This window comes from Paracoccus alcaliphilus (assembly GCF_028553725.1).
GTDB classification, from domain to species: Bacteria; Pseudomonadota; Alphaproteobacteria; order Rhodobacterales; family Rhodobacteraceae; genus Paracoccus; species Paracoccus alcaliphilus.
On sequence record NZ_CP067124.1, the window covers coordinates 951,890 to 970,948 of the forward strand.

Here is a 19,059-nt window from a genome sequence, read left to right on the forward strand (position 1 = left end):
GACCCCATCGAGGGGTCTTCGGGGCTGGGGGCCAAGGCCCCCTTGCGCCCTCGCACCCGCCGCGCCAAAGTCCGGCCATGAATGACGACGCCACCAGTACCGGGAAGTTTCCCGCCATGATCCTTGCGGGCGGGTTGTCGCGGCGCATGGGCGGGGGCGACAAGGGGCTGCGGCTGATCGCCGGTCGCAGCCTGATCGCGCATCTGATCGACCGGCTGGCGCCGCAATGCGGGCCGCTGGCGCTGAACGCCAATGGCGATCCGGCGCGTTTCGCGGAACTGGGTCTGCCGGTGCTGGCGGATTCGGTCGCGGATCATCCGGGGCCTCTGGCCGGGATCCTTGCGGCGATGGACTGGGCCGCGGGTCTGGGCGCGCCCGCGGTGCTGACGGCGGCGGCGGATACGCCCTTTCCGCCGCTCGATCTGGCCCAACGGCTGGCGCAGGCGCAGCAGGGCGCGGGGCCGGCCATTGCCGCCAGTCGCGATGCCGGGGGCGAATTGCGCGATCACCCGATCTTCGGGCTGTGGCCGGTTGCCCTGCGCGACGGGTTGCGCCGCGCGCTGGCGGATGGAGAGCGGCGCGTCACCGATTTCACCCGCCGCCACGATACCGGCCGCGCGATCTGGGATGGCCAGCCGCATGATCCGTTCTTCAACATCAACCACCCTGGGGACCTGATTCGCGCCGAAGCCATCGCCGGCCTGGGCGGCTGATGGCGAAACGCTTGCCGTGACCTGCGCCGGTGGTATAGCTGTGCCCTGCCTTTGCAGGAAAGACGTCCCGTGACCGAACCCAAGACCCCCGCTGGCTTTGTCTCGCTTGTATCAGCCGGTCCCGGCGATCCCGAATTGCTGACGCTGAAGGCCGCGAATCGGCTGGCGGCGGCGGATGTGGTGCTGTTCGACGATCTGGCCTCGGGGCCGGTGCTGGATCAGGCCGGGCCGCAGGCGGAACTGATCGCGGTGGGCAAGCGCGCAGGCAGGCCCTCGGCACGGCAGGACCATGTGAACCAGCTGCTGGTGCAATATGCGCAGGCGGGCCATCGCGTGGTGCGGCTGAAATCGGGCGATGCGGGGATCTTCGGGCGGCTGGAAGAGGAACTGCTGGCCCTGACCGAGGCCGGTATCCCGTTCGAGATCATCCCCGGCGTCACCTCGGCCAGTGCGGCGGCGGCGGCGGCGGGTATTCCGCTGACCCGCAGGCTGACCTCGCGCCGGGTGCAGTTCATCACCGGCGCCGATGTGACCGGCGATCTGCCCGCGGACATCAACTGGGCCGCCATCGCCGATCCGGCGGTGACCACCGTGGTCTTCATGGGTCAGCGCAGCTTTACCCGGCTGGCCCAGGGGCTGCGCGAACATGGCCTGCCGGGCGACACACCCGCCCTGTTCGCCGAGGCCGTGGGCCATCCCCAGCAGCGCCTGCTGCGGACCACCGTGGATGGGCTGGCACGCGAATTGCAGGGGATCGAGGTCGTCAATCCCGGCCTGATCATGTTCGGCCCGCTGGCCTTTCGGCCGGGCAGCTGACCGCCACCGCCCCGGTTGACCGGTAAAATCCAAGCTATTTCGCGGCTGTCCGGACCGCGCGTTTCAATGCCCTGTTAAGGGCGGCGGGCCTAGCCTGTCGGTCCAAGGCAACACGACGCGCAGACAGACATGATTTCCTATCGGTTGGTCGCGACCTATGGGTCCGCGCCCGCACGCTGGATCAGCAATATCACCGATCTGACGGCGGTTCAGGTCGGGGAGAGGGTATTCCTGACCGTCGCCACCCAGCCCGGCGGCGGGCTGACCAGCCTGTCGCTGGCCGCGCCGGATCAGCCGCTGCAACTGGTGGCGAATCTGGCCTATCCCTCGGGCTGGGCCTATCGCGGCACGCCCCGGACCTCGGTGCTGGTGATGGGCGGTGCCAGCCACCTGTATCAGACCGGACTGGCGGGAGGAGAGGCGTTTACCACCCCCCTGACCGGCAATGGCGCTCTGGGCCCCTTTGCCAGCCGTTTCGACGCCCAGCAACTGGGCACGCGGCTGACCGATCTGGGCCATTTCAGCACCACGGCAGGCGATTTCGTCTTTTCCGCCCGTACGGGAGAGGCGACGCTGCTGGTGCGCAAGCTGCTGCCGGGCGGCCAGCTGGGCATCGCGGGCAGTCAGACGCTGAGCGGGCCGCTGGTGTCCGATGGCGCCTCGCTGGACCGGATCATCGCCGTCGATGTCGGCCGCCAGAAGATCCTTGTGGCGATCTCGGGGCTGGGGAATTTCGTCTCGACCCATCTGGTCGGCAATGACGGGCGGTTGGGGACGGGCGCGCTGCACAGCGCGGCGGTGGGCACGGGTTTCCATACCCCCACGGCGATCGAGGCGGTCCAGTTCGGCGGCAAGACCTTTCTGGTGATGGCGGCGCAAGGCTCGTCGTCGCTGAGCGTGTTCCAGCTGTCGGCGAATGGGGCGCTGACCGCCCGCGATCACATCATCGACGAATTGCTGACCCGGTTCCAGTCGGTGACGGCGCTGGCGACGGCGGTGGTGGATGGCCGCGCCTTCGTCTTTGCGGGCGGGCGCGATGACGGGATCAGCGTCTTTACCATCCAGCCCGACGGGCGGTTGCTGCACCTGACCTCGATCGCCGATACCGATGCGATGGCGCTGGCCAATGTGACGGCGATCGAGGCGCAGGTGATGGATGGCCGGATCATGCTGTTCGTGGCCAGCGGGACCGAGGCCGGGGTGACGCAGCTGCTGTTCGATCCCGGCCCCATCGGCTTTACCGGCGTTGCCGCCAGCGGCGCGCCCACCGGGACCAGCGGCAACGACCTGATGCTGTCGCGCCCCGGCACCACATGGATGGGCGGGGGCGAGGGTGACGACATCCTGATCGCCACCACCGAATCCATCGCGCTGGTCGGCGGCCCCGGCGCGGATATCTTCGTCGCCGCCAATATCAAGGGCCGCATCGCGGTGCGCGACTTCGAGCCCGGCACAGACCGGCTGGACCTGTCGCAGCTGGGCATGATCCGCAGCATCTGGCAACTGACCTTCGCGCCGCAAAGCTATGGCATCAAGATCTTCTATAACGAGGCGGTGATCGACGTCTTTTCCAGGGATGGCCGCACGCTTGGCCCGGCGGATTTCGGCAACGACATCTTTCCGGTCGCGCATTACAACCTGCCGCCGCTGAACCCGGCCAAGATCAAGCCTGCGGATACGCCCTCGACCATCGGGCGCTATCACTTCGGCGGGCGCGGAGAGGATGTGATCCGGGGCGGCGCGGGTTCGGATTTCATCGCGGGCGGTCCGGGCAACGACCGGCTGTTCGGGCTGGCGGGCAATGACACGATCCGCGGCGATGCCGGGCATGACATGCTGCGCGGCCATCAGGGCGATGACCTGCTGCTGGGCGGTCCGGGCCGCGACACGCTGTTCGGTGATGCGGGCCGGGACACGTTGCGGGGCGGGGCAGGGCCGGATCTGCTCTATGGTGGGGCGGGCCATGACCTGCTGCTGGGCGAGGGCGGCCATGACCGGCTGTATGGCGGCGCGGGTGCCGACACGCTGGATGGCGGCGCGGGCAATGATACGCTGGACGGTGGGCCGGGGCATGACCTGCTGGAGGATATGCGCGGCAACAATGTCCTGATCGGCGGCGGCGGCAATGACACGTTGCGCGCGGGCAAGGGCCATGACCTGCTGGAGGGCGGGCAGGGAAACGACCGGCTGTTCGGCGGCGCAGGTCGCGACACGCTGCGGGGTGGCAACGGCAATGACCATCTGGAGGGCGGACCGGGGCCGGACCTGCTGATCGGTGGCAACGGCAATGACCGCCTGCTGGGCGGCGCGGGCCGTGATACGTTACGCGGCGGGGCGGGCAACGATACCCTGCGCGGCGGTGCCGGACATGACCGGCTGGAAGGCGGCGCTGGCAATGACGTGCTGTTCGGCGACGGCGGCAACGACACGCTTCTGGGTGGCGCAGGCCATGACCGGCTGGCGGGCGGGCCGGGTAATGACCGCCTGCTGGGTGGCGCGGGCCGCGACACGCTGCAAGGTGGCAACGGCAATGATTATCTGGATGGCGGCGCCGGGCCCGATCTGCTGGTCGGCGGTGCCGGCAACGACCGGCTTCTGGGCGGTGGGGGCAATGATACGCTGCGCGGCGGCGCTGGCAACGACACCCTGCGCGGCGGTGCCGGACGCGACCGGCTGGAAGGCGGCGCTGGCAACGACATGCTGTTCGGCGACGGCGGCAATGATACGCTGATCGGTGGGGCAGGCCGCGACACCATGACCGGCGGTCCGGGTGCGGATACATTCGTCTGGGCCAGCGCCGCCCAAAGCCGCCGCGCCGCGCCGGACCTGATCACCGACTTCCAGCCCGGCACCGACCGGCTGGACCTTCGCGCGCTGAATCTGGACTATATCGGTCGCGGCGATTTCTCGGATCGGGGGCAATTGCGCTGGGATCATGCGGGGCAGCGCACCCATGTCCTGATCGACCTGAATGGCGACGGTCAGGCCGATATGCTGATCCACCTGTCGGGCAGGCTGCAACTGGACGCGGACGATTTCCTGCTCTAGCGCCGCAGCGCCATGACCGCCCAACGCGCCGCATCGGCCACGGCGCCGTCGGCATCCCCGGCCAGCCCCTGCGCCACCGGGATCAGATCGGCCCGACCCGAATTGCCGATGGCATAAAGCACGTTGCGCACCAGCCGGTCGCGGCCGATCCGCTTGATCGGGCTGCCCGAAAACCGCGCCCGGAACCCGGCATCGTCCAGCACCGCCAGATCGGCCAGATGCGGCGCGCCAACCAGCCCGTGATAGCGCGTCTCGGACCCCTTGCGCGCAAACTTGTTCCAGGGACAGACGGCCAGACAGTCATCGCAGCCATAGATCCGGTTGCCCATCAAGGGCCGCAATTCGGGATCGACCGGCCCCTTGTGCTCGATCGTCAGATAGGAAATGCACCGCCGCGCATCCAGTTGGAACGGCGCGGGAAAGGCCCCTGTCGGACAGATATCCAGACAAGCGCGGCAATTCCCGCAATGCGGCTTTTCGGGGGGATCGACAGGCAGCGCCAGCGTGGTGAAGATCGAGCCCAGAAAGAACCAGCTGCCCAACTCGCGCGACAGCAGATTGGTATGCTTGCCCTGCCAGCCCATTCCCGCCGCCTGCGCCAGCGGCTTTTCCATCACCGGGGCGGTATCGACAAAGACCTTGATCTGCTCGCCCTCGGCACCGCGCCGCTGCGTCTCTTCCAGCAGCCAGCGCCCCAGCCGCTTCAGCCGTTTCTTGACCAGATCGTGATAATCGCGTCCCTGAGCATAGACGCTGATCGCTGCCCGGTCCCGGCTTTCCAGAACCTCCAGCGGATCGTGATCCGGCGTATACAGCTCGGCCAGCACGATCACCGACCGCGCCTCGGGCCACAGCGCCGACGGATCGCCGCGCCAATGAACCCGCTCGGCCATCCAGCCCATCTGCCCATGCCGCCCGGCCTCCAGAAAGGCACTCAGCCGCTCGGCAATCTCCGGCACCGAATCCGGGGTCGTCACCCGCATTCGCGAAAACCCCACCGCCTCTGCCTCGGCAGCCAGCGCCTGCTTCATCCCTGGTGCGCAAATATCCCGGGGGGGATCGTCCGGTACGGACGATGGGGGGCAGCGCCCCCCTGACCTATCCAAAGTCCAGTTCGGCATAATGCGGCGCGGGCTGAAGGCCCGGAACCTGATCGGCCAGAACCGGGCGAAAGGCCGGGCGCGACTTGATCGTCGCATACCAGTCGCGCAGGATCTCGGACCGGTCCCAGTCCACGTCGGAAATATAATCCAGACAGGAAAAATGCGCCGCCGCGGTGAAATCGGCCAGGCTCAGCGCATTGCCCGCCAGCCAGCGGCGGCTTTCCAGCAGCGAGGTCAGATAGTCGATATGCTCCTTGATCGCCCGCAGCCCGTCCTTGACCATGCGGCTGTCGGGATAGCCGGTGCGCATGATCTTCTTCCACACCCGCTCGCCCAGAATCGGCTGGGTCACCTCGGCGTTGAACTTGTCGTCGAACCACGCGCACAGCCTGCGCACCTCGTGCCGTTCCAGCGGCGATTGCGGCATCAGCGGCGGGTTCGGGCAGGCCTCGTCCAGATATTCGATGATCGCCTGACTTTCGGCCAGCATATTGCCGCGATGGCGCAGCACCGGCAGTTTCCCCGCCGGATTGCGCCGCTTCAGATCGGGCGGGTTTTCCCAATAGCGCTCTTCGACCAGTTCGACCTCGATCCGCTTTTCGGCCAGAACCAGCCGCACCTTCCGGCAGAAGGGCGACAGGGTGGAATGGTAAAGCCGCGTTGTCTGCGTATTCGTGTTCATTGGCTGCTGCCGGTCCCCTCGTTCCACAACCCCGCTTTGATACGGCCCCGACCCGGCGTTTTCAACCACGGGGGCCACCTGCGCGCCGGGCTAGAGGCAATCCGCGCGCCGATCCCGCGCAATCGTCGCCGCCCCGTCGGCAATTGCCCGCGACCGGTTCGAGGCCTGAAGCGGGCTGCGGTGCCGGGGCGCGGGCAGGATCGCGGCCAGCCGCGCCGCCTGCACCGGGGTCAGCTTGTCCGGGGTCGTGCCGAAATATTCGCGCGACGCGGCCCCGACGCCAAAGATGCCCGGCCCGAATTCGGCAAGGTTCAGATAGACCTCCAGCGTGCGGCGCTTGGACCACAGGGCCTCGATCATCGGCGTGAACATTGTCTCCAGCGCCTTACGCGCCCAGCTGCGGTCCTGCCACAGAAACACGTTCTTCGCCGTCTGCTGGCTGATGGTCGAGGCCCCGCGCGACGACCCCGACGCCACCACCTTGCGGATCTCGGTCATGTCGAAACCCCAATGCAGGCAGAAATTCGCATCCTCGGCGGCGACGACCGACCGGCGCATCACCGGGGCGATATTGTCGATCCGCACCCATTGGTGCGGCGCGATCGGATGTTCGCGCGCGGCATGGACGATGGTCAGCGTGGTCGGTGGATTCACGAAGGCATAGAAGGCGACCAGTGCCAGCATCAGCAACAGCACCCGCAGCGCGAACCAGCGCAGCCATGCCAAGGGCCTGCGCATCGGGCGCAGCAGCAAGGGCGGAAGAAGGATCAACGCGCGCAGCATGAACGGGCTTTGCCCGCCGCGCGCGCTTTCGTCAAGATTTCATGGACCTGCCGCAACCGCGCCGACCGCCCCGGATGCCGGTTTTCAGGCGCCGGATGCGCCGCCCGACAATGCCTCGCGCAGTTTCTCCTCGTCCGCGTTCGACAGCGAGGTTTGCAGCACCCGGCCGCGGGCGTGGAAATCGCTCAGCCGCTCCAGCACCTTGTCGGCCGTCACCTTGCGCAGCAGCACGCAGACGGCCGAGCCACCGGGCGGCACCGAATGGCCCACCTGACGCATGAAATCGTCGTTGATGCCGACATCGCTCAGCCGCCCTGCCAATGCGCCCGAGGCCGCCCCGACCGCCGCCCCGATCAGCGGATTGAGAAACAGCATGCCGACCAGCGTTCCCCAGAAACCGCCGCCGATGGCACCTGCCGCCGTCAGGTTCACCGCCTGATGCAGCTTGATGTCGTCCTCGGCGTCGCGGGTGACGACGACGGCATCCTCCATCTCGATCAGGTAATCCTTTTGCAGCTTCACCAGTTCGGCGCGCAGTTCAAAGCCGCTGGTGGCATCGTCGAAGGCGATGACAATCAGGTCTGACATGGAAGACTCCGTTACACTATGGACCAGCCCCAAGGCTGCGCCAGATCGCGCCGCCCCGCAAGATGGCCCGCCAGTGATGCCCGCCAATGATGCGCGGCAGTCCGGCAGGTGCCGTAACGCCGCAGTCAGCGGGACGTGAAGCGCGATTTTGTCTTTATATCTTGCCCTGATGGCCGGACAGGCGGCATAAAACAAGGTGATTGCAACCACCGATGGTCAAGCCATTGCCTGTTCGCCCAGCCTCTGTCGTCCCGGTGCTGATGATGATCTCGCTGATCGTCATGACCATTTCGGTGGCAGGATCGGGCGGGTCGGGTTGCGGCGGCGCGCAATTGAGGGCCGATATGTGTTACGCCTCGGTCGCCTCTGGCGGGGCGGCGGACAGCGGCAAGAAAACCGGCGCGTCCTGTTGCGACATGCTGGTCACTCAGGACGAAACGGTCCGACCACCCGACGGCCTGCCCGATCAGGCCCTTTCGGAAGCAAGCCTTTTAGCCAGCCCGATACTGGCTGTTCCCTGGAAGCCTCCGCGCATTCAGGCGGCTGTTCCATCGTTCCGGTCCATCTGGGCCGGTATGGCAATGGCCGCATGATGACGCGGCCAAAAGTTTCCGGAGATTATCAAGATGTCGAATTACGATCACAACAATGACGAAGCCCGCCTGATCCTGCCGGGCCTGCAATCGCTCTATTCCGCGCTGTCGCCGCTGGTGGTGCTGTATATGCGGGTCATCGCCGGGATCGCCTTCATGGCGCATGGCTGGCCCAAGATGGCCACGTTGCCGACCGGCCCCGTGGGCATGGTCGAGGGGCTGGGCTTTCCCGCCGCCGGGCTGTTCGCGCCGCTGCTGGCACTGACCGAATTCGTCGGCGGCGCGCTGCTGGTGGCCGGGCTGCTGACGCGCCCGGTGGCGCTGGCGCAAAGCTTTGTGCTGCTGGTCACGGTCTATGCCCACTGGATCGCATGGGACGAGGGCTATTCGGGGGCCGAAACCTCGCTGCTGTGGCTGGGCCTGATGCTGTATTTCGCCGTGCATGGCGCCGGGCGGTTCTCGGTGGACCGGGTGATTGGCAAGCAGTTCTGATCCCGCACGGGGGCGGAACCTGACCGCCCCCGGCCTGTTGCAATGAAAAACGCGGCCCCGATGGGCCGCGTTTCCTGTTTTCCGGGTCGGGTGCGCCTATTCGGCGGGAACGGCGCTGGTCTCGTCCATCTCGACGATGGGATGGGGCAGGTGTGGCAGCATTTCCTTGGGGCAGAGTTGCAGGAAATGCGCCTTCTGGTGGTCCCAGTCGGACAGGATATCCTCGGCCCGGCGCGAGCCGGTTTCCTTCAGATGCCGTTCGATCAGCCCCTTCAGCTCGCCCTCCCAGTGGTCCTGCGTGACCGGGCACATCACCAGCGTTTCATCGTTGATATAGGCCCGCGCCATGCCTTCGGGATCATAGAGATAGGCCATCCCGCCGGTCATGCCTGCACCGAAATTCGCGCCGATCCGGCCAAGGATCACGGCAACGCCGCCGGTCATGTATTCGCAACCGTTGCTGCCGCAGCCCTCGATCACCACCTTGGCGCCGGAATTGCGCACCGCGAAACGCTCGCCTGCGCGGCCGGCAGCGAACAGGAAACCATCGGTCGCGCCATACAGCACCGTATTGCCGATGATGGTGTTGTCCGCCGCGACAAGGGGCGAGGCCATCGGCGGGCGCACGGTGATGGTGCCGCCCGACAGGCCCTTGCCGACATAGTCGTTCGCGTCGCCCGAGACCTCCAGCTTCAGCCCCGGCGCGGCAAAGGCGCCAAGCGACTGCCCGGCGGAACCGGTCAGGCGGACCGTCAGGTGATCGGGTTGCAGATTGTTCCGCATGCCGAACTTCTGCACGATCATGCTGGATGTCCGCGTGCCGATGGTGCGCAGCGTGTTGCGCACGGCATAGGACAGCTGCATCTTCTCGCCATCGGTAAAGAACCGCTCGGCATCGCGGATGATTTCGGCGTCCAGCGTGTCCATGACGGCGTTGCGCGGGCGCGAACGGTCATAGACGATCTTGTCTGCCCCATCGACCGAGATCAGCAACGGGTTCAGGTCCAGATCATCCAGACGCGCGTGCCCCCGGCTGACCTGGGTCAGCAGGTCGGCCCGTCCGATCACCTCGTCAAGGCTGCGCGCGCCAATGCTGGCAAGGATCTCGCGGACCTCCTGCGCATAGAAGGTGATCAGGTTCACCACCTTGTCGGCGCTGCCGGTGAACATGGCGCGCAGGCGTTCGTCCTGCGTGCAGACGCCCACCGGGCAGGTGTTCGACTGGCATTGCCGCACCATGATGCAGCCCATCGCGATCAGCGCGGCGGTGCCGATGCCGTATTCCTCGGCCCCCATCATCGCCGCCATGACGATATCGCGCCCGGTGCGCAGGCCGCCGTCGGTGCGCAGCGTCACCCGCTCGCGCAGCCGGTTCATGGCCAGAACCTGATGCGCTTCGGTCAGGCCCATTTCCCACGGCAGACCGGCGAATTTGATGCTGGTCGCGGGGCTGGCACCGGTGCCGCCGTTATGGCCGGAAATCAGGATCACATCCGCCTTGGCCTTGGCCACGCCCGCCGCAATCGTGCCGACGCCGCTGGAGGCCACCAGCTTCACCGTGATCTTGGCCCGCGGGTTGATCTGTTTCAGGTCATAGATCAGCTGCGCCAGATCCTCGATCGAATAGATGTCGTGATGTGGAGGCGGCGAGATCAGCGTGACGCCCTTGGTCGAATGCCGTAGCCGGGCAATCAGCTCGGTGACCTTCATGCCGGGCAATTGCCCGCCCTCGCCGGGTTTCGCGCCCTGCGCCACCTTGATTTCCAGCTCTTCGCAGGCGTTCAGATATTCCGCCGTCACGCCGAACCGGCCCGAGGCCACCTGCTTGATCTTGGCGCAGGGGTTGTCGCCGTTGGGCAGGGGGTGGCTGTGGGCCGGATCCTCGCCGCCCTCGCCCGAATCGGATTTCGCGCCGATGCGGTTCATGGCGATGTTCAGCGTCATATGCGCCTCGGGCGACAGCGCGCCAAGCGACATCCCCGGCGTCACGAAACGCTTGCGGATCGAGGTGATCGATTCCACTTCCTCCAGCGGGACCGGCTTGCCCAGAGGCTTGATGTCCAGCAGGTCGCGGATATGGATCGGCGGATTGGCCCGCATGGTGGCGCTGTATTGCTTCCACGCGTCATAGGAGGCCTTGTCGCAGGCCACCTGCAACAGCTTCATGGTGTTGGCTTCCCATGCGTGTTTTTCACCCGTCCGGCGCAGCTTGTAGAAACCGCCCACCGGCAGCAGATCGACATTGTCGGCGTGAAAGCCCAGACGGTGCAGATCCGACAGCTTGGCCTGCAACCCGTGCAGACCGATGCCCGAGATGCGCGAATGCATGCCGGGGAAATATTCGGCCACCATGGCGCGGGACAGGCCCACGGCCTCGAAGTTCAGCCCGCCACGATAGGAGGACAGCACCGAAATCCCCATCTTGGCCATGATCTTCAGCAGGCCCGCATCCACCGCCTCGCGATAGCTTTCCATCGCGTCGAACAGATTGCCTTGCAGCAGCCCGCGCTCGATCCGGTCGCTGATCGAATCCTGTGCCAGATAAGGGTTCACGGTGGTCGCGCCGCAGCCGATCAGCACCGCGAAGTAATGCGGATCGATACATTCCGCGCTGCGCACATTCAGCGAACAGAAGGTCCGCAGCCCCTTGCGCGTCAGTCCCGAATGAACCGAGCTCGTGGCAAGGATCATCGGCATGGCGATGCGGTCCGGGCCCTGCGCCTCGTCCGTCAGCACCAGATGGCCCGCGCCGGAACGCACGGCATCCTCGGCCTCGGCGCGGATGCGGGCCAGCCCCTGACCCAGCGCGTCCGGCCCGGCATCCGCCGGAATGGTGCAGTCGATCCGGGTGACCAGTTCGCCGAACATCTGCGACATCTCGGCCAGTTCGGAATTGGTCACGAAGGGGCTTTCCAGCACCAGAATCTCGGTCTGGGCGCTGCTTTCGTCCAGCACGTTCTTGAGGTTGCCGAACCGCGTTTTCAGGCTCATCACCCGCGTTTCGCGCAAACTGTCGATCGGCGGGTTGGTGACCTGGCTGAAGTTCTGGCGGAAGAAATGGCTCATCGGGCGGTATTGGTTCGACAGCACCGCAGGCGGCGTGTCGTCGCCCATCGAGGCCAGCGCCTCCTTGCCGTCCTCGACCATCGGCGACAGGACATGCTCCATGTCCTCCAGCGTATAGCCCGCGGCGACCTGCCTGCGGCGCAGCTCCTCGCCGGTATAGGCGGCGTTTTCGGGCAGGTCCTTCATGATGTGACTAAGGTCGATGACCTTTTCCAGCCATTCGCCAAATGGCTGGCTGGAGGCCAGACGGTCCTTGATCTCGGTATCGTGGTACATCCTGCCGTCCCACATATCGACGGCGATCATCTGGCCCGGCCCCAGCGCGCCCTTTTCGCGCACATTGGTTTCATCGACCGGCACCATGCCGACCTCGGAACCCGCGATCAGCAGGTTGTCCCCGGTCACGACATAGCGCATCGGCCGCAGCCCGTTGCGGTCCAGTCCGCCGCAGACCCAGCGGCCATCGGTCATCGCCAGCGCCGCGGGGCCGTCCCACGGTTCCATCACCGCGTTGCAATAGGCGTACATGTCGGCCCATGCCTTTGGCATGTCGGTGGTGGCCTTGGACCAGCTTTCGGGAACCAGCATGGTCTTGGTCATCGGCGCATTGCGGCCCGAGCGCACCATCACCTCGAACACCGCATCCAGCGCGGCGGAATCCGACGATCCGGCGGGCACGATGGGCTTGATATCCTCGGCCATGTCGCCAAAGGCGCTGCTGGCCATGCGGATTTCATGGCTGCGCAGCCAGTTCAGGTTGCCCTTCAGCGTGTTGATCTCGCCGTTATGGGCCAGCATGCGGAAGGGCTGGGCCAGCCACCATTGCGGGAAGGTATTGGTGGAATAACGCTGGTGATAGATCGCAAAGGCCGATTCGAAGCGTTCGTCCTTCAGATCGGGATAGAATTCCGCCACCTGTTCGGCCAGCATCATCCCCTTGTAGATGATCGAGCGGCAGGACAGCGAACAGAAATACAGGTCGTGGACCTGCGCGGCCACGGCGGCCTTCTCGATCCGGCGGCGGATGATATACAGCTCGCGCTCGAACTGGATATGGTCGATATCCTTTTCGCAGCGGATCAGGATCTGTTCGATCTCGGGGCGGGTGGCGTTGGCCTTTTCGCCCAGAACGGTGGTGTTCACCGGGACGTGGCGCCAGCCATAGATGTAATGGCCCATGCGCAGCACTTCGGATTCGACGATGGTCCGGCAGGTTTCCTGCTGGGCGAAATTCGTGCGAGGCAGGAACACCTGACCGACCGCGATCAGCTTGTTCTGGTCGGGTTCGTGTCCGGTGCGGCGCACCTGATCGTAGAAGAACGGCACCGGGATCTGCACATGGATGCCCGCGCCGTCGCCGGTCTTGCCATCCGCATCCACCGCGCCGCGATGCCAGATCGCCTTCAGCGCGTCGATGCCGTTCTGCACCACCTGCCGGCTGGATTTGCCGTCCAGATCGACCACGAAGCCCACTCCGCAAGAGGAATGCTCGTCCTCGGGGCGATACAGGCTGTGTTCGGCCATCCAGTCGCGGCGGGCCTGTTCTTCTGCTTGCCAGCTGTTGGTTTGGCTGTCCTTGCTCATAGCTGGGTCCCTTCGAGGTAAAGCTGCGTCATCAGTTGTTCGCAGTCGAATTCCGGTGTCGTGCTGCCAAAGCCCCTCTGGCCGGGAAAGCGGAACAGAACCGGGCTGTCATTCGTCTCGCGGCGCTGGCCGGTCCAGTCGCTCTGCTCTTCGATGCCGCCATAGAAGCGGCCAAAGCTGCGGCTGATGAATTGCTGGCCCTGACGGGTGATCAGCACCTCGCCCGCCTCGTTGGTGGTGGTCAGCTCGAACCGGGTCTTTTCCAGCTCGATGCCGTCGATGCTGACCTTTTCGCCGGTCAGGACGTCGAAACCCTTGTGGTGCAGGCGCTCGCCCGTGTTCGATTCGGTCCAGAAATCGAAATCGTCGCGCCCGGTATCCAGCAGGTTCTTGAACGAGGCGTGGTTTTCAGCCTCATCCACCAGCCGGTCGGCGATACCGCTATTGGGGTTGCTGCTTTCGATCCAGCGGGTTTCGCGGTCGATGCGCGACAGATGGGCCAGCCCGTCCTTACCGAAAATGGCGCTGCGCTGATCGCCCTCGGCATCGCTTTCGCAGCGGTAATACTGGCTGACCGTGCAGCTTCGGTTCTGCACCGTCACTTCCAGCCGACAGCCTGCGGGCGGGGTAAAGGTCGCGGCGGCGGCGGTTTGCGGCAGGCCGGGTGCCGCCATGACGGCCAGCAGCGCGGTCAGGGTGATGTTGCGGATCATGGGCATTGCCCCCTTATTCGGCGGCGACGCGGGCGTCGCCGGTCAGGAAATTCGCAATCGATTCGGCGGCTTCGCGCCCGTCGCGGATCGCCCAGACCACAAGGCTGGCGCCGCGCACGATATCGCCCACCGCAAAGACGCCGGGGACCGAGGTCTGATGCGTCTGGAAATCGGCCTTGATGGTGCCCCAGCGGGTGACCTCCAGCCCGTCGGTGCCCCACAGTTTCGGCAGGTCCTCGGGCTCGAACCCCAGCGCCTTGATGACCAGATCGGCGGGCTCGTCGTAATCGGCGCCGTCGATCAGTTCCGGCGACTGGCGGCCCGACACATCCGGCGCGCCAAGCCGCATCTTCTGGATGCGGACGCTGCCGATATGGCCGATGCCATCGACATCGCGTTCCTGCGTTTCGGCGGCGATGCCGGTGACATGGCCGGAGAACGCGCCGGGGGCCGACAGCCAGACGAATTCGACGCCCTCTTCCTCGGCATTCTGCACCTCGCGCTGGCTGCCGGGCATATTCGCGCGGTCGCGGCGATAGAGGCATTTGACCGATTCCGCGCCCTGCCGGATGGCGGTGCGGACGCAATCCATCGCCGTGTCGCCGCCGCCGATGACGATGACGCGCTTGCCCTGGGCGTTCAGCTCTCCATCCTCGTAATCGGGCACCTCGTCGCCGAAATCGACCTTGTTGCTGGCGGTCAGATAGTCCAGCGCGCGCACCACGCCGCCCGCATCGGCATTGTCCAGATCCAGATCGCGGGTCTTGTAAACGCCGGTCGCGATCAGCACCGCATCATGCTTGCCGCGAATGGCGTCAAAGCTGATATCCTCGCCGACATTGCAGTTCAGCACGAATTCGACGCCGCTGTCCTCCAGCAGCTTGTTGCGACGCATGACCACATCCTTTTCCAGCTTGAAGCCGGGGATGCCATAGGTCAGCAGCCCACCCGCGCGGTCGTGGCGGTCATAGATGGTGACCTGAAAACCCTGACGGCGCAGCATGTCGGCCGCCGCCAGCCCGCCCGGACCCGCGCCGATGATGCCGATGGATTCGGCGCGTTCCTGCGCCGGGGCGGACGCGCGGACCCAGCCTTCCTCCCATGCGGTGTCGGTGATGTATTTCTCGATCGCGCCGATGGTGACGGTGCCGTGGCCCGATTGTTCGATGACGCAATTGCCTTCGCACAGGCGGTCCTGCGGGCAGATGCGGCCGCAGATCTCGGGGAAGGTATTGGTGGACTGGCTGACGCGATAGGCCTCTTCCAGCCGCCCCTCGGCGGTCAGGCGCAGCCAGTCGGGGATGTTGTTGTGCAGCGGGCAATGCGACTGGCAATAGGGCACGCCGCATTGGCTGCACCGGCCGGCCTGTTCGGCGGCCTTGGCGGCGGCGTATTCGCGGTAAATCTCGTGGAAGTCCTCGTTTCGTTCGGAGGCCGCGCGCTTTTCGGGCATTTCGCGCGGGGTGGAGACGAATTTCAGCATTTTCTGCGTGGCCATGGCTGCGCAATCCTTGATGTCAGGAACTTCCGTTTGGTTGGATAAACGACTGCGCGGCCATATAAAAGGCAGCATTGCTGACCTATTAATACGATTTACAGCCTCGCGCTGAAAAAACTGCGCCGCAGGCGATGAAATTGGGTCAGTATAAGTTCCCTATATCGCTCTGGCGCGGCAAATCCACCATTGTCTGACGCTGATTCGCGGGGGACACATGAAAAAGGCCCGATCACCAGATGATCGGGCCAGCATGGGCGTTCGGCAAGGATGGCGGTCGGGGCGTTATTCGCCGTTCAGGGGCTGGGCGGGTTCTCTCATGACCTCATACTGGCCCGAGGCCCGGAAGCGCCACAGATAGGTGTCGATGATGGCGGCAGGCGCGGTCGGCTGGATGCCCAGATCGGCAAAGCCTTTCGCATCGGGCGACACGATATTGTCCTGCGACAGCAGCACGATCTGATCGCGGGTCAGCAGGCGGTTGCGGAACAGCCCGCCGGTCAGCGTCTCGGCCAGCCCCAGCGCGCCCGCACCGATCCGTGCGATCCAGAGCGGCATGCTCAGCACCAGGCGGCGACGATTGACCGTGGTCAGCACCTGCTGAACAATTTCGCGCACGGTCAGCACATTCGGGCCGCCCAGTTCATAGATACCCGAATCGACCCGGCCTTCGACGGCCATCGCCGCGACCTCGGCCACGTCATCGACATGCACCGGCTGGATGCGGGTCGAAAGGCCGGGCACGGGCATCAGCGGGCCAAGCCGGGTCAGGCTGGCGAAACGGTTATAGAAGTAATCCTCGTTCCCGAAGATCACCGAGGGGCGCAGCACGACGGCAGCGGGGAAGTGCTGCAACACGGCGGCCTCTCCCTTCGCCTTGGCTGCGACATAGCGGCTGGGCGATCCGGCATCGACGCCGATGCCCGACAGATGCACAACCTGCCCGACGCCGGTTTCCGCCGCGATCCGGGCGATGTTCCCGGCGCCGCCGACCAGCACATTGTCGAAATTGCTTTTGCCTTCGCGGCCCAGCAGGTTGACGCAGTTCACCACCGCATCGGCCCCCGCCATCGCCGCCCGCACCGAATCGGCATCGCGGATATTGCACAGCACCGGCACGACCTGCCCGACCGCGCCATAGGTGCGGGTGAACAGGGCCTCGTCCGGGCGCCGGACCGCGATGCGCACACGCCAGCCGCGGGCGGCCAGACGCCGCGCGACCTGTCGCCCGACAAAGCCCGACCCGCCATAGATCGTGACAAGTTTCGACATAGGCTTCGCGCCTCCTTCATGCCCCGCATTATCCGATCAATACCCAAGCTGACAGCGCGCCACAAGCCGCACGGTCCAGCCGGCACCCCGCGTAACGCCATGCCGATCACGGTTTCAGGGGTCGCAAATGATCCGGCGCAAAAATATCCGCAGATTTTCGGCATCACCCCATTGACGCCCCCCGAGACTGGCATTAATCACCCCGCTCACACCACCTGCCCAGGTGGCGGAATTGGTAGACGCGCACGGTTCAGGTCCGTGTGCCGCAAGGCGTGGAGGTTCGAGTCCTCTCCTGGGCACCATTGAACGACAAGAAGCCGCGCGACCGTAACAGGTCGCGCGGCTTCTGTCTTTTCCGGCCGTCGGTTCCGGGGATGAGGGCTGGTCGCGGGGGCTGTCTGCCCCCGCCGCCTTCCGGTTCGCGAACCGGAAGGCCCCCCGAGGATATTTCAGCACCAAAGATGGGCAGGGCGGTTCTGGCTGTGCGGATTTTTCGTGACGGCCAAGGAACTGTTACATTCCGGGCCTATGAGGCCGGTGTTGCCGCCGGAATATTTCGTGCGGCGTGACACCGATGTTAGGACGTGACATGAAAAAAGCCTTCGTCAGCAGCGTTTCGTTGCTTGCCCTGTCGTTGCCGGTCCATGCGCAGGACGCCGTGCAGCAGGCGGATGATTCCTATTTCCTGGAGGCGCAGGAGCAGCTTGCCAGACAGATCGCGCTGGAGCCGAATACGGGTCAGGCGAAGAACGTGATCTATTTCGTCGTTGACGGGCTTTCGATCCCGACCATCACCGCCGCCCGGATCCTGGAAGGGCAGATGCGCGACGTGGACGGCGAATCGAACCGGCTGTCCTTCGAGGATCTGCTGCCCTGGTCGGCGTTGTCGCGGACCTATACCCATGATGCGCAGGTGGCCGACTCGGCGCCGACCGCCACCGCCATGTTCTCGGGGGTGAAATCGGTCAATGGTACCATCGGCGTGACGCAGGGCATCGAGCTGGATGTCTGCGCCAGTCAGGAAGGCAACGAGGTCACCACGATCTTCGAGCAGGCCGAAGCGGCCGGGCTGGCCACTGGCATCGTCTCGACCGCGCGGATCACCCATGCGACCCCTGCGGCGACCTTTGCCAAGGTGGCCGGACGTGACTGGGAGAACGACACCAACCTGACCGACGAAGCGCGCGAGAACGGTTGCAAGGATATTGCCGCGCAGCTGATCGACTGGCCCGCCGGTGACGGGTTCGAGGTCGTCTTTGGCGGTGGCCGCGGCAATTTCATGACCGCCGAGCAGGCCGATCCGGAGGATGAGACGCAGACCGGCTCGCGCGCCGATGGCCGTGATCTGGTCGGTGAATGGCAGGCGAAGCATGATGATGGCATCTATGTCTGGGACCAGGAGGGCTTCGATGCCATCGACCCGGCCAATGTCAGCCGCGCCTTCGGTCTGTTCAACCGCAGCCACATGCAATACGAGGCCGACCGCGAGACCGATGCCGGGGGCGAGCCGTCGATCGCCGAGATGACCGTGAAGGCCATCGAGCTGTTGCAGAAGAACGAGAACGGCTTTGTGCTGATGGTCGAGGGTGGCCGTGTCGATCACGCCCACCATGCCGGCAACGCCTATCGCGCGCTGACCGACACCATCGCCGTGGCCGAGGCCGTTACCGCCGCGATGGAGGCCGTTGATCCGCAGGAAACGCTGATCGTGCTGACCGCCGATCACAGCCATGTGTTCAGCATCGCCGGCTATCCCGAGCGCGGCAACGACATCCTTGGCATTGCCGGCGCGGCCGATGACGGCAAGCCCTATACCACGCTGGGTTACATGAACGGCCCCGGCGCCCGTCTGGACGAGCCGCGCGCCGATCTGACCGATGTCGATACGACCGACCCGGACTTCCTGCAGCAGGCTCTGGTCCCGCTGGGGGAAAGCGAAACCCATGCCGGTGACGACGTGGCCATTCTGGCGCAGGGCCCCTGGGCGCATCTGTTCACGGGCATCCTTGACCAGCAGGTGATCTATCACGTGGTCAATCACGCGCTGCAACTGGATCAGCGCGCCGCGAACTGATCGCCGGCAACCCTGTCGCGACCGCCGGTTCATCCCC

At 65.5% G+C, this 19,059-nt stretch carries 14 protein-coding genes and 1 tRNA gene; 7 read left to right on the forward strand and 8 right to left on the reverse strand.

What is annotated here, in order from left to right; genetic code table 11:
* Positions 1-77 precede the first annotated feature (77 nt).
* The 3 genes from mobA (at position 78) to JHW40_RS04955 (ending at position 4,577) form a co-directional block, all read left to right on the forward strand.
* Entirely contained in the window at positions 78-713 is a 636-nt protein-coding gene (gene mobA / locus JHW40_RS04945) for a molybdenum cofactor guanylyltransferase MobA (protein ID WP_244519164.1), read from the forward strand.
* A gap of 69 nt (positions 714-782) precedes the next feature.
* Positions 783-1,529 carry a uroporphyrinogen-III C-methyltransferase gene (cobA, locus tag JHW40_RS04950; RefSeq protein ID WP_090611545.1) on the forward strand — a complete coding sequence of 249 codons (747 nt, stop codon included), beginning with the start codon at positions 783-785 and terminating at the stop codon, positions 1,527-1,529.
* A gap of 129 nt (positions 1,530-1,658) precedes the next feature.
* Entirely contained in the window at positions 1,659-4,577 is a 2,919-nt protein-coding gene (locus JHW40_RS04955; protein WP_244519163.1) for a calcium-binding protein, read from the forward strand.
* Here JHW40_RS04955 and queG read toward each other — a convergent pair.
* From queG to JHW40_RS04975, 4 genes are all read right to left on the reverse strand, one after another.
* Positions 4,574-5,608 carry a tRNA epoxyqueuosine(34) reductase QueG gene (gene queG, locus JHW40_RS04960; RefSeq protein WP_090611544.1) on the reverse strand — a complete coding sequence of 345 codons (1,035 nt, stop codon included), beginning with the start codon at positions 5,606-5,608 and terminating at the stop codon, positions 4,574-4,576. The genes JHW40_RS04955 and queG overlap by 4 nt on opposite strands.
* 67 nt (positions 5,609-5,675) lie before the next feature.
* Positions 5,676-6,362, reverse strand: coding sequence for an FtsZ-binding protein FzlA (gene fzlA, locus JHW40_RS04965; protein ID WP_090611542.1), 687 nt, complete (start codon positions 6,360-6,362; stop codon positions 5,676-5,678).
* Between the two features lie 90 nt (positions 6,363-6,452).
* Complete coding sequence (gene mtgA, locus JHW40_RS04970) at positions 6,453-7,145, reverse strand: monofunctional biosynthetic peptidoglycan transglycosylase (RefSeq protein WP_090611541.1); 693 nt, start codon at positions 7,143-7,145, stop codon at positions 6,453-6,455.
* Between the two features lie 84 nt (positions 7,146-7,229).
* A complete protein-coding gene (locus tag JHW40_RS04975) occupies positions 7,230-7,733 on the reverse strand; it encodes a DUF1269 domain-containing protein (protein ID WP_090611539.1) in 504 nt (167 codons plus the stop codon).
* A gap of 224 nt (positions 7,734-7,957) precedes the next feature.
* Between JHW40_RS04975 and JHW40_RS04980 the strand changes: the two genes are divergently transcribed.
* Entirely contained in the window at positions 7,958-8,326 is a 369-nt protein-coding gene (locus tag JHW40_RS04980; RefSeq protein WP_139208147.1) for a hypothetical protein, read from the forward strand.
* A 33-nt stretch (positions 8,327-8,359) separates the two neighbouring features.
* Positions 8,360-8,818, forward strand: a complete 459-nt coding sequence (locus JHW40_RS04985; protein WP_090611536.1) for a DoxX family protein — start codon at positions 8,360-8,362, stop codon at positions 8,816-8,818.
* A gap of 96 nt (positions 8,819-8,914) precedes the next feature.
* Here JHW40_RS04985 and gltB read toward each other — a convergent pair whose 3' ends face one another.
* From gltB to JHW40_RS05005, 4 genes are all read right to left on the reverse strand, one after another.
* The gene (gene gltB / locus JHW40_RS04990) at positions 8,915-13,408 is read right to left on the reverse strand and encodes a glutamate synthase large subunit (protein ID WP_419182468.1); all 4,494 of its coding nucleotides are present in this window, start codon (positions 13,406-13,408) and stop codon (positions 8,915-8,917) included.
* Between the two features lie 56 nt (positions 13,409-13,464).
* Positions 13,465-14,181 carry a hypothetical protein gene (locus JHW40_RS04995; RefSeq protein ID WP_139208146.1) on the reverse strand — a complete coding sequence of 239 codons (717 nt, stop codon included), beginning with the start codon at positions 14,179-14,181 and terminating at the stop codon, positions 13,465-13,467.
* 13 nt (positions 14,182-14,194) lie between these two features.
* Positions 14,195-15,679 carry an NAD(P)-dependent oxidoreductase gene (locus tag JHW40_RS05000; protein WP_090611532.1) on the reverse strand — a complete coding sequence of 495 codons (1,485 nt, stop codon included), beginning with the start codon at positions 15,677-15,679 and terminating at the stop codon, positions 14,195-14,197.
* 282 nt (positions 15,680-15,961) lie between these two features.
* The gene (locus tag JHW40_RS05005) at positions 15,962-16,948 is read right to left on the reverse strand and encodes a complex I NDUFA9 subunit family protein (RefSeq protein WP_090611530.1); all 987 of its coding nucleotides are present in this window, start codon (positions 16,946-16,948) and stop codon (positions 15,962-15,964) included.
* 217 nt (positions 16,949-17,165) lie between these two features.
* On the opposite strand from JHW40_RS05005, the gene JHW40_RS05010 reads away from it, so the two are divergent.
* Together JHW40_RS05010 and JHW40_RS05015 are read left to right on the forward strand one after the other, a co-directional pair.
* A tRNA-Leu gene (locus JHW40_RS05010) sits at positions 17,166-17,250 on the forward strand.
* Positions 17,251-17,537: 287 nt separating this feature from the next.
* Positions 17,538-19,022 (forward strand): alkaline phosphatase, encoded by a 1,485-nt coding sequence (locus tag JHW40_RS05015; protein WP_090611527.1) that lies wholly within the window; start codon positions 17,538-17,540, stop codon positions 19,020-19,022.
* Positions 19,023-19,059: the final 37 nt, after the last annotated feature.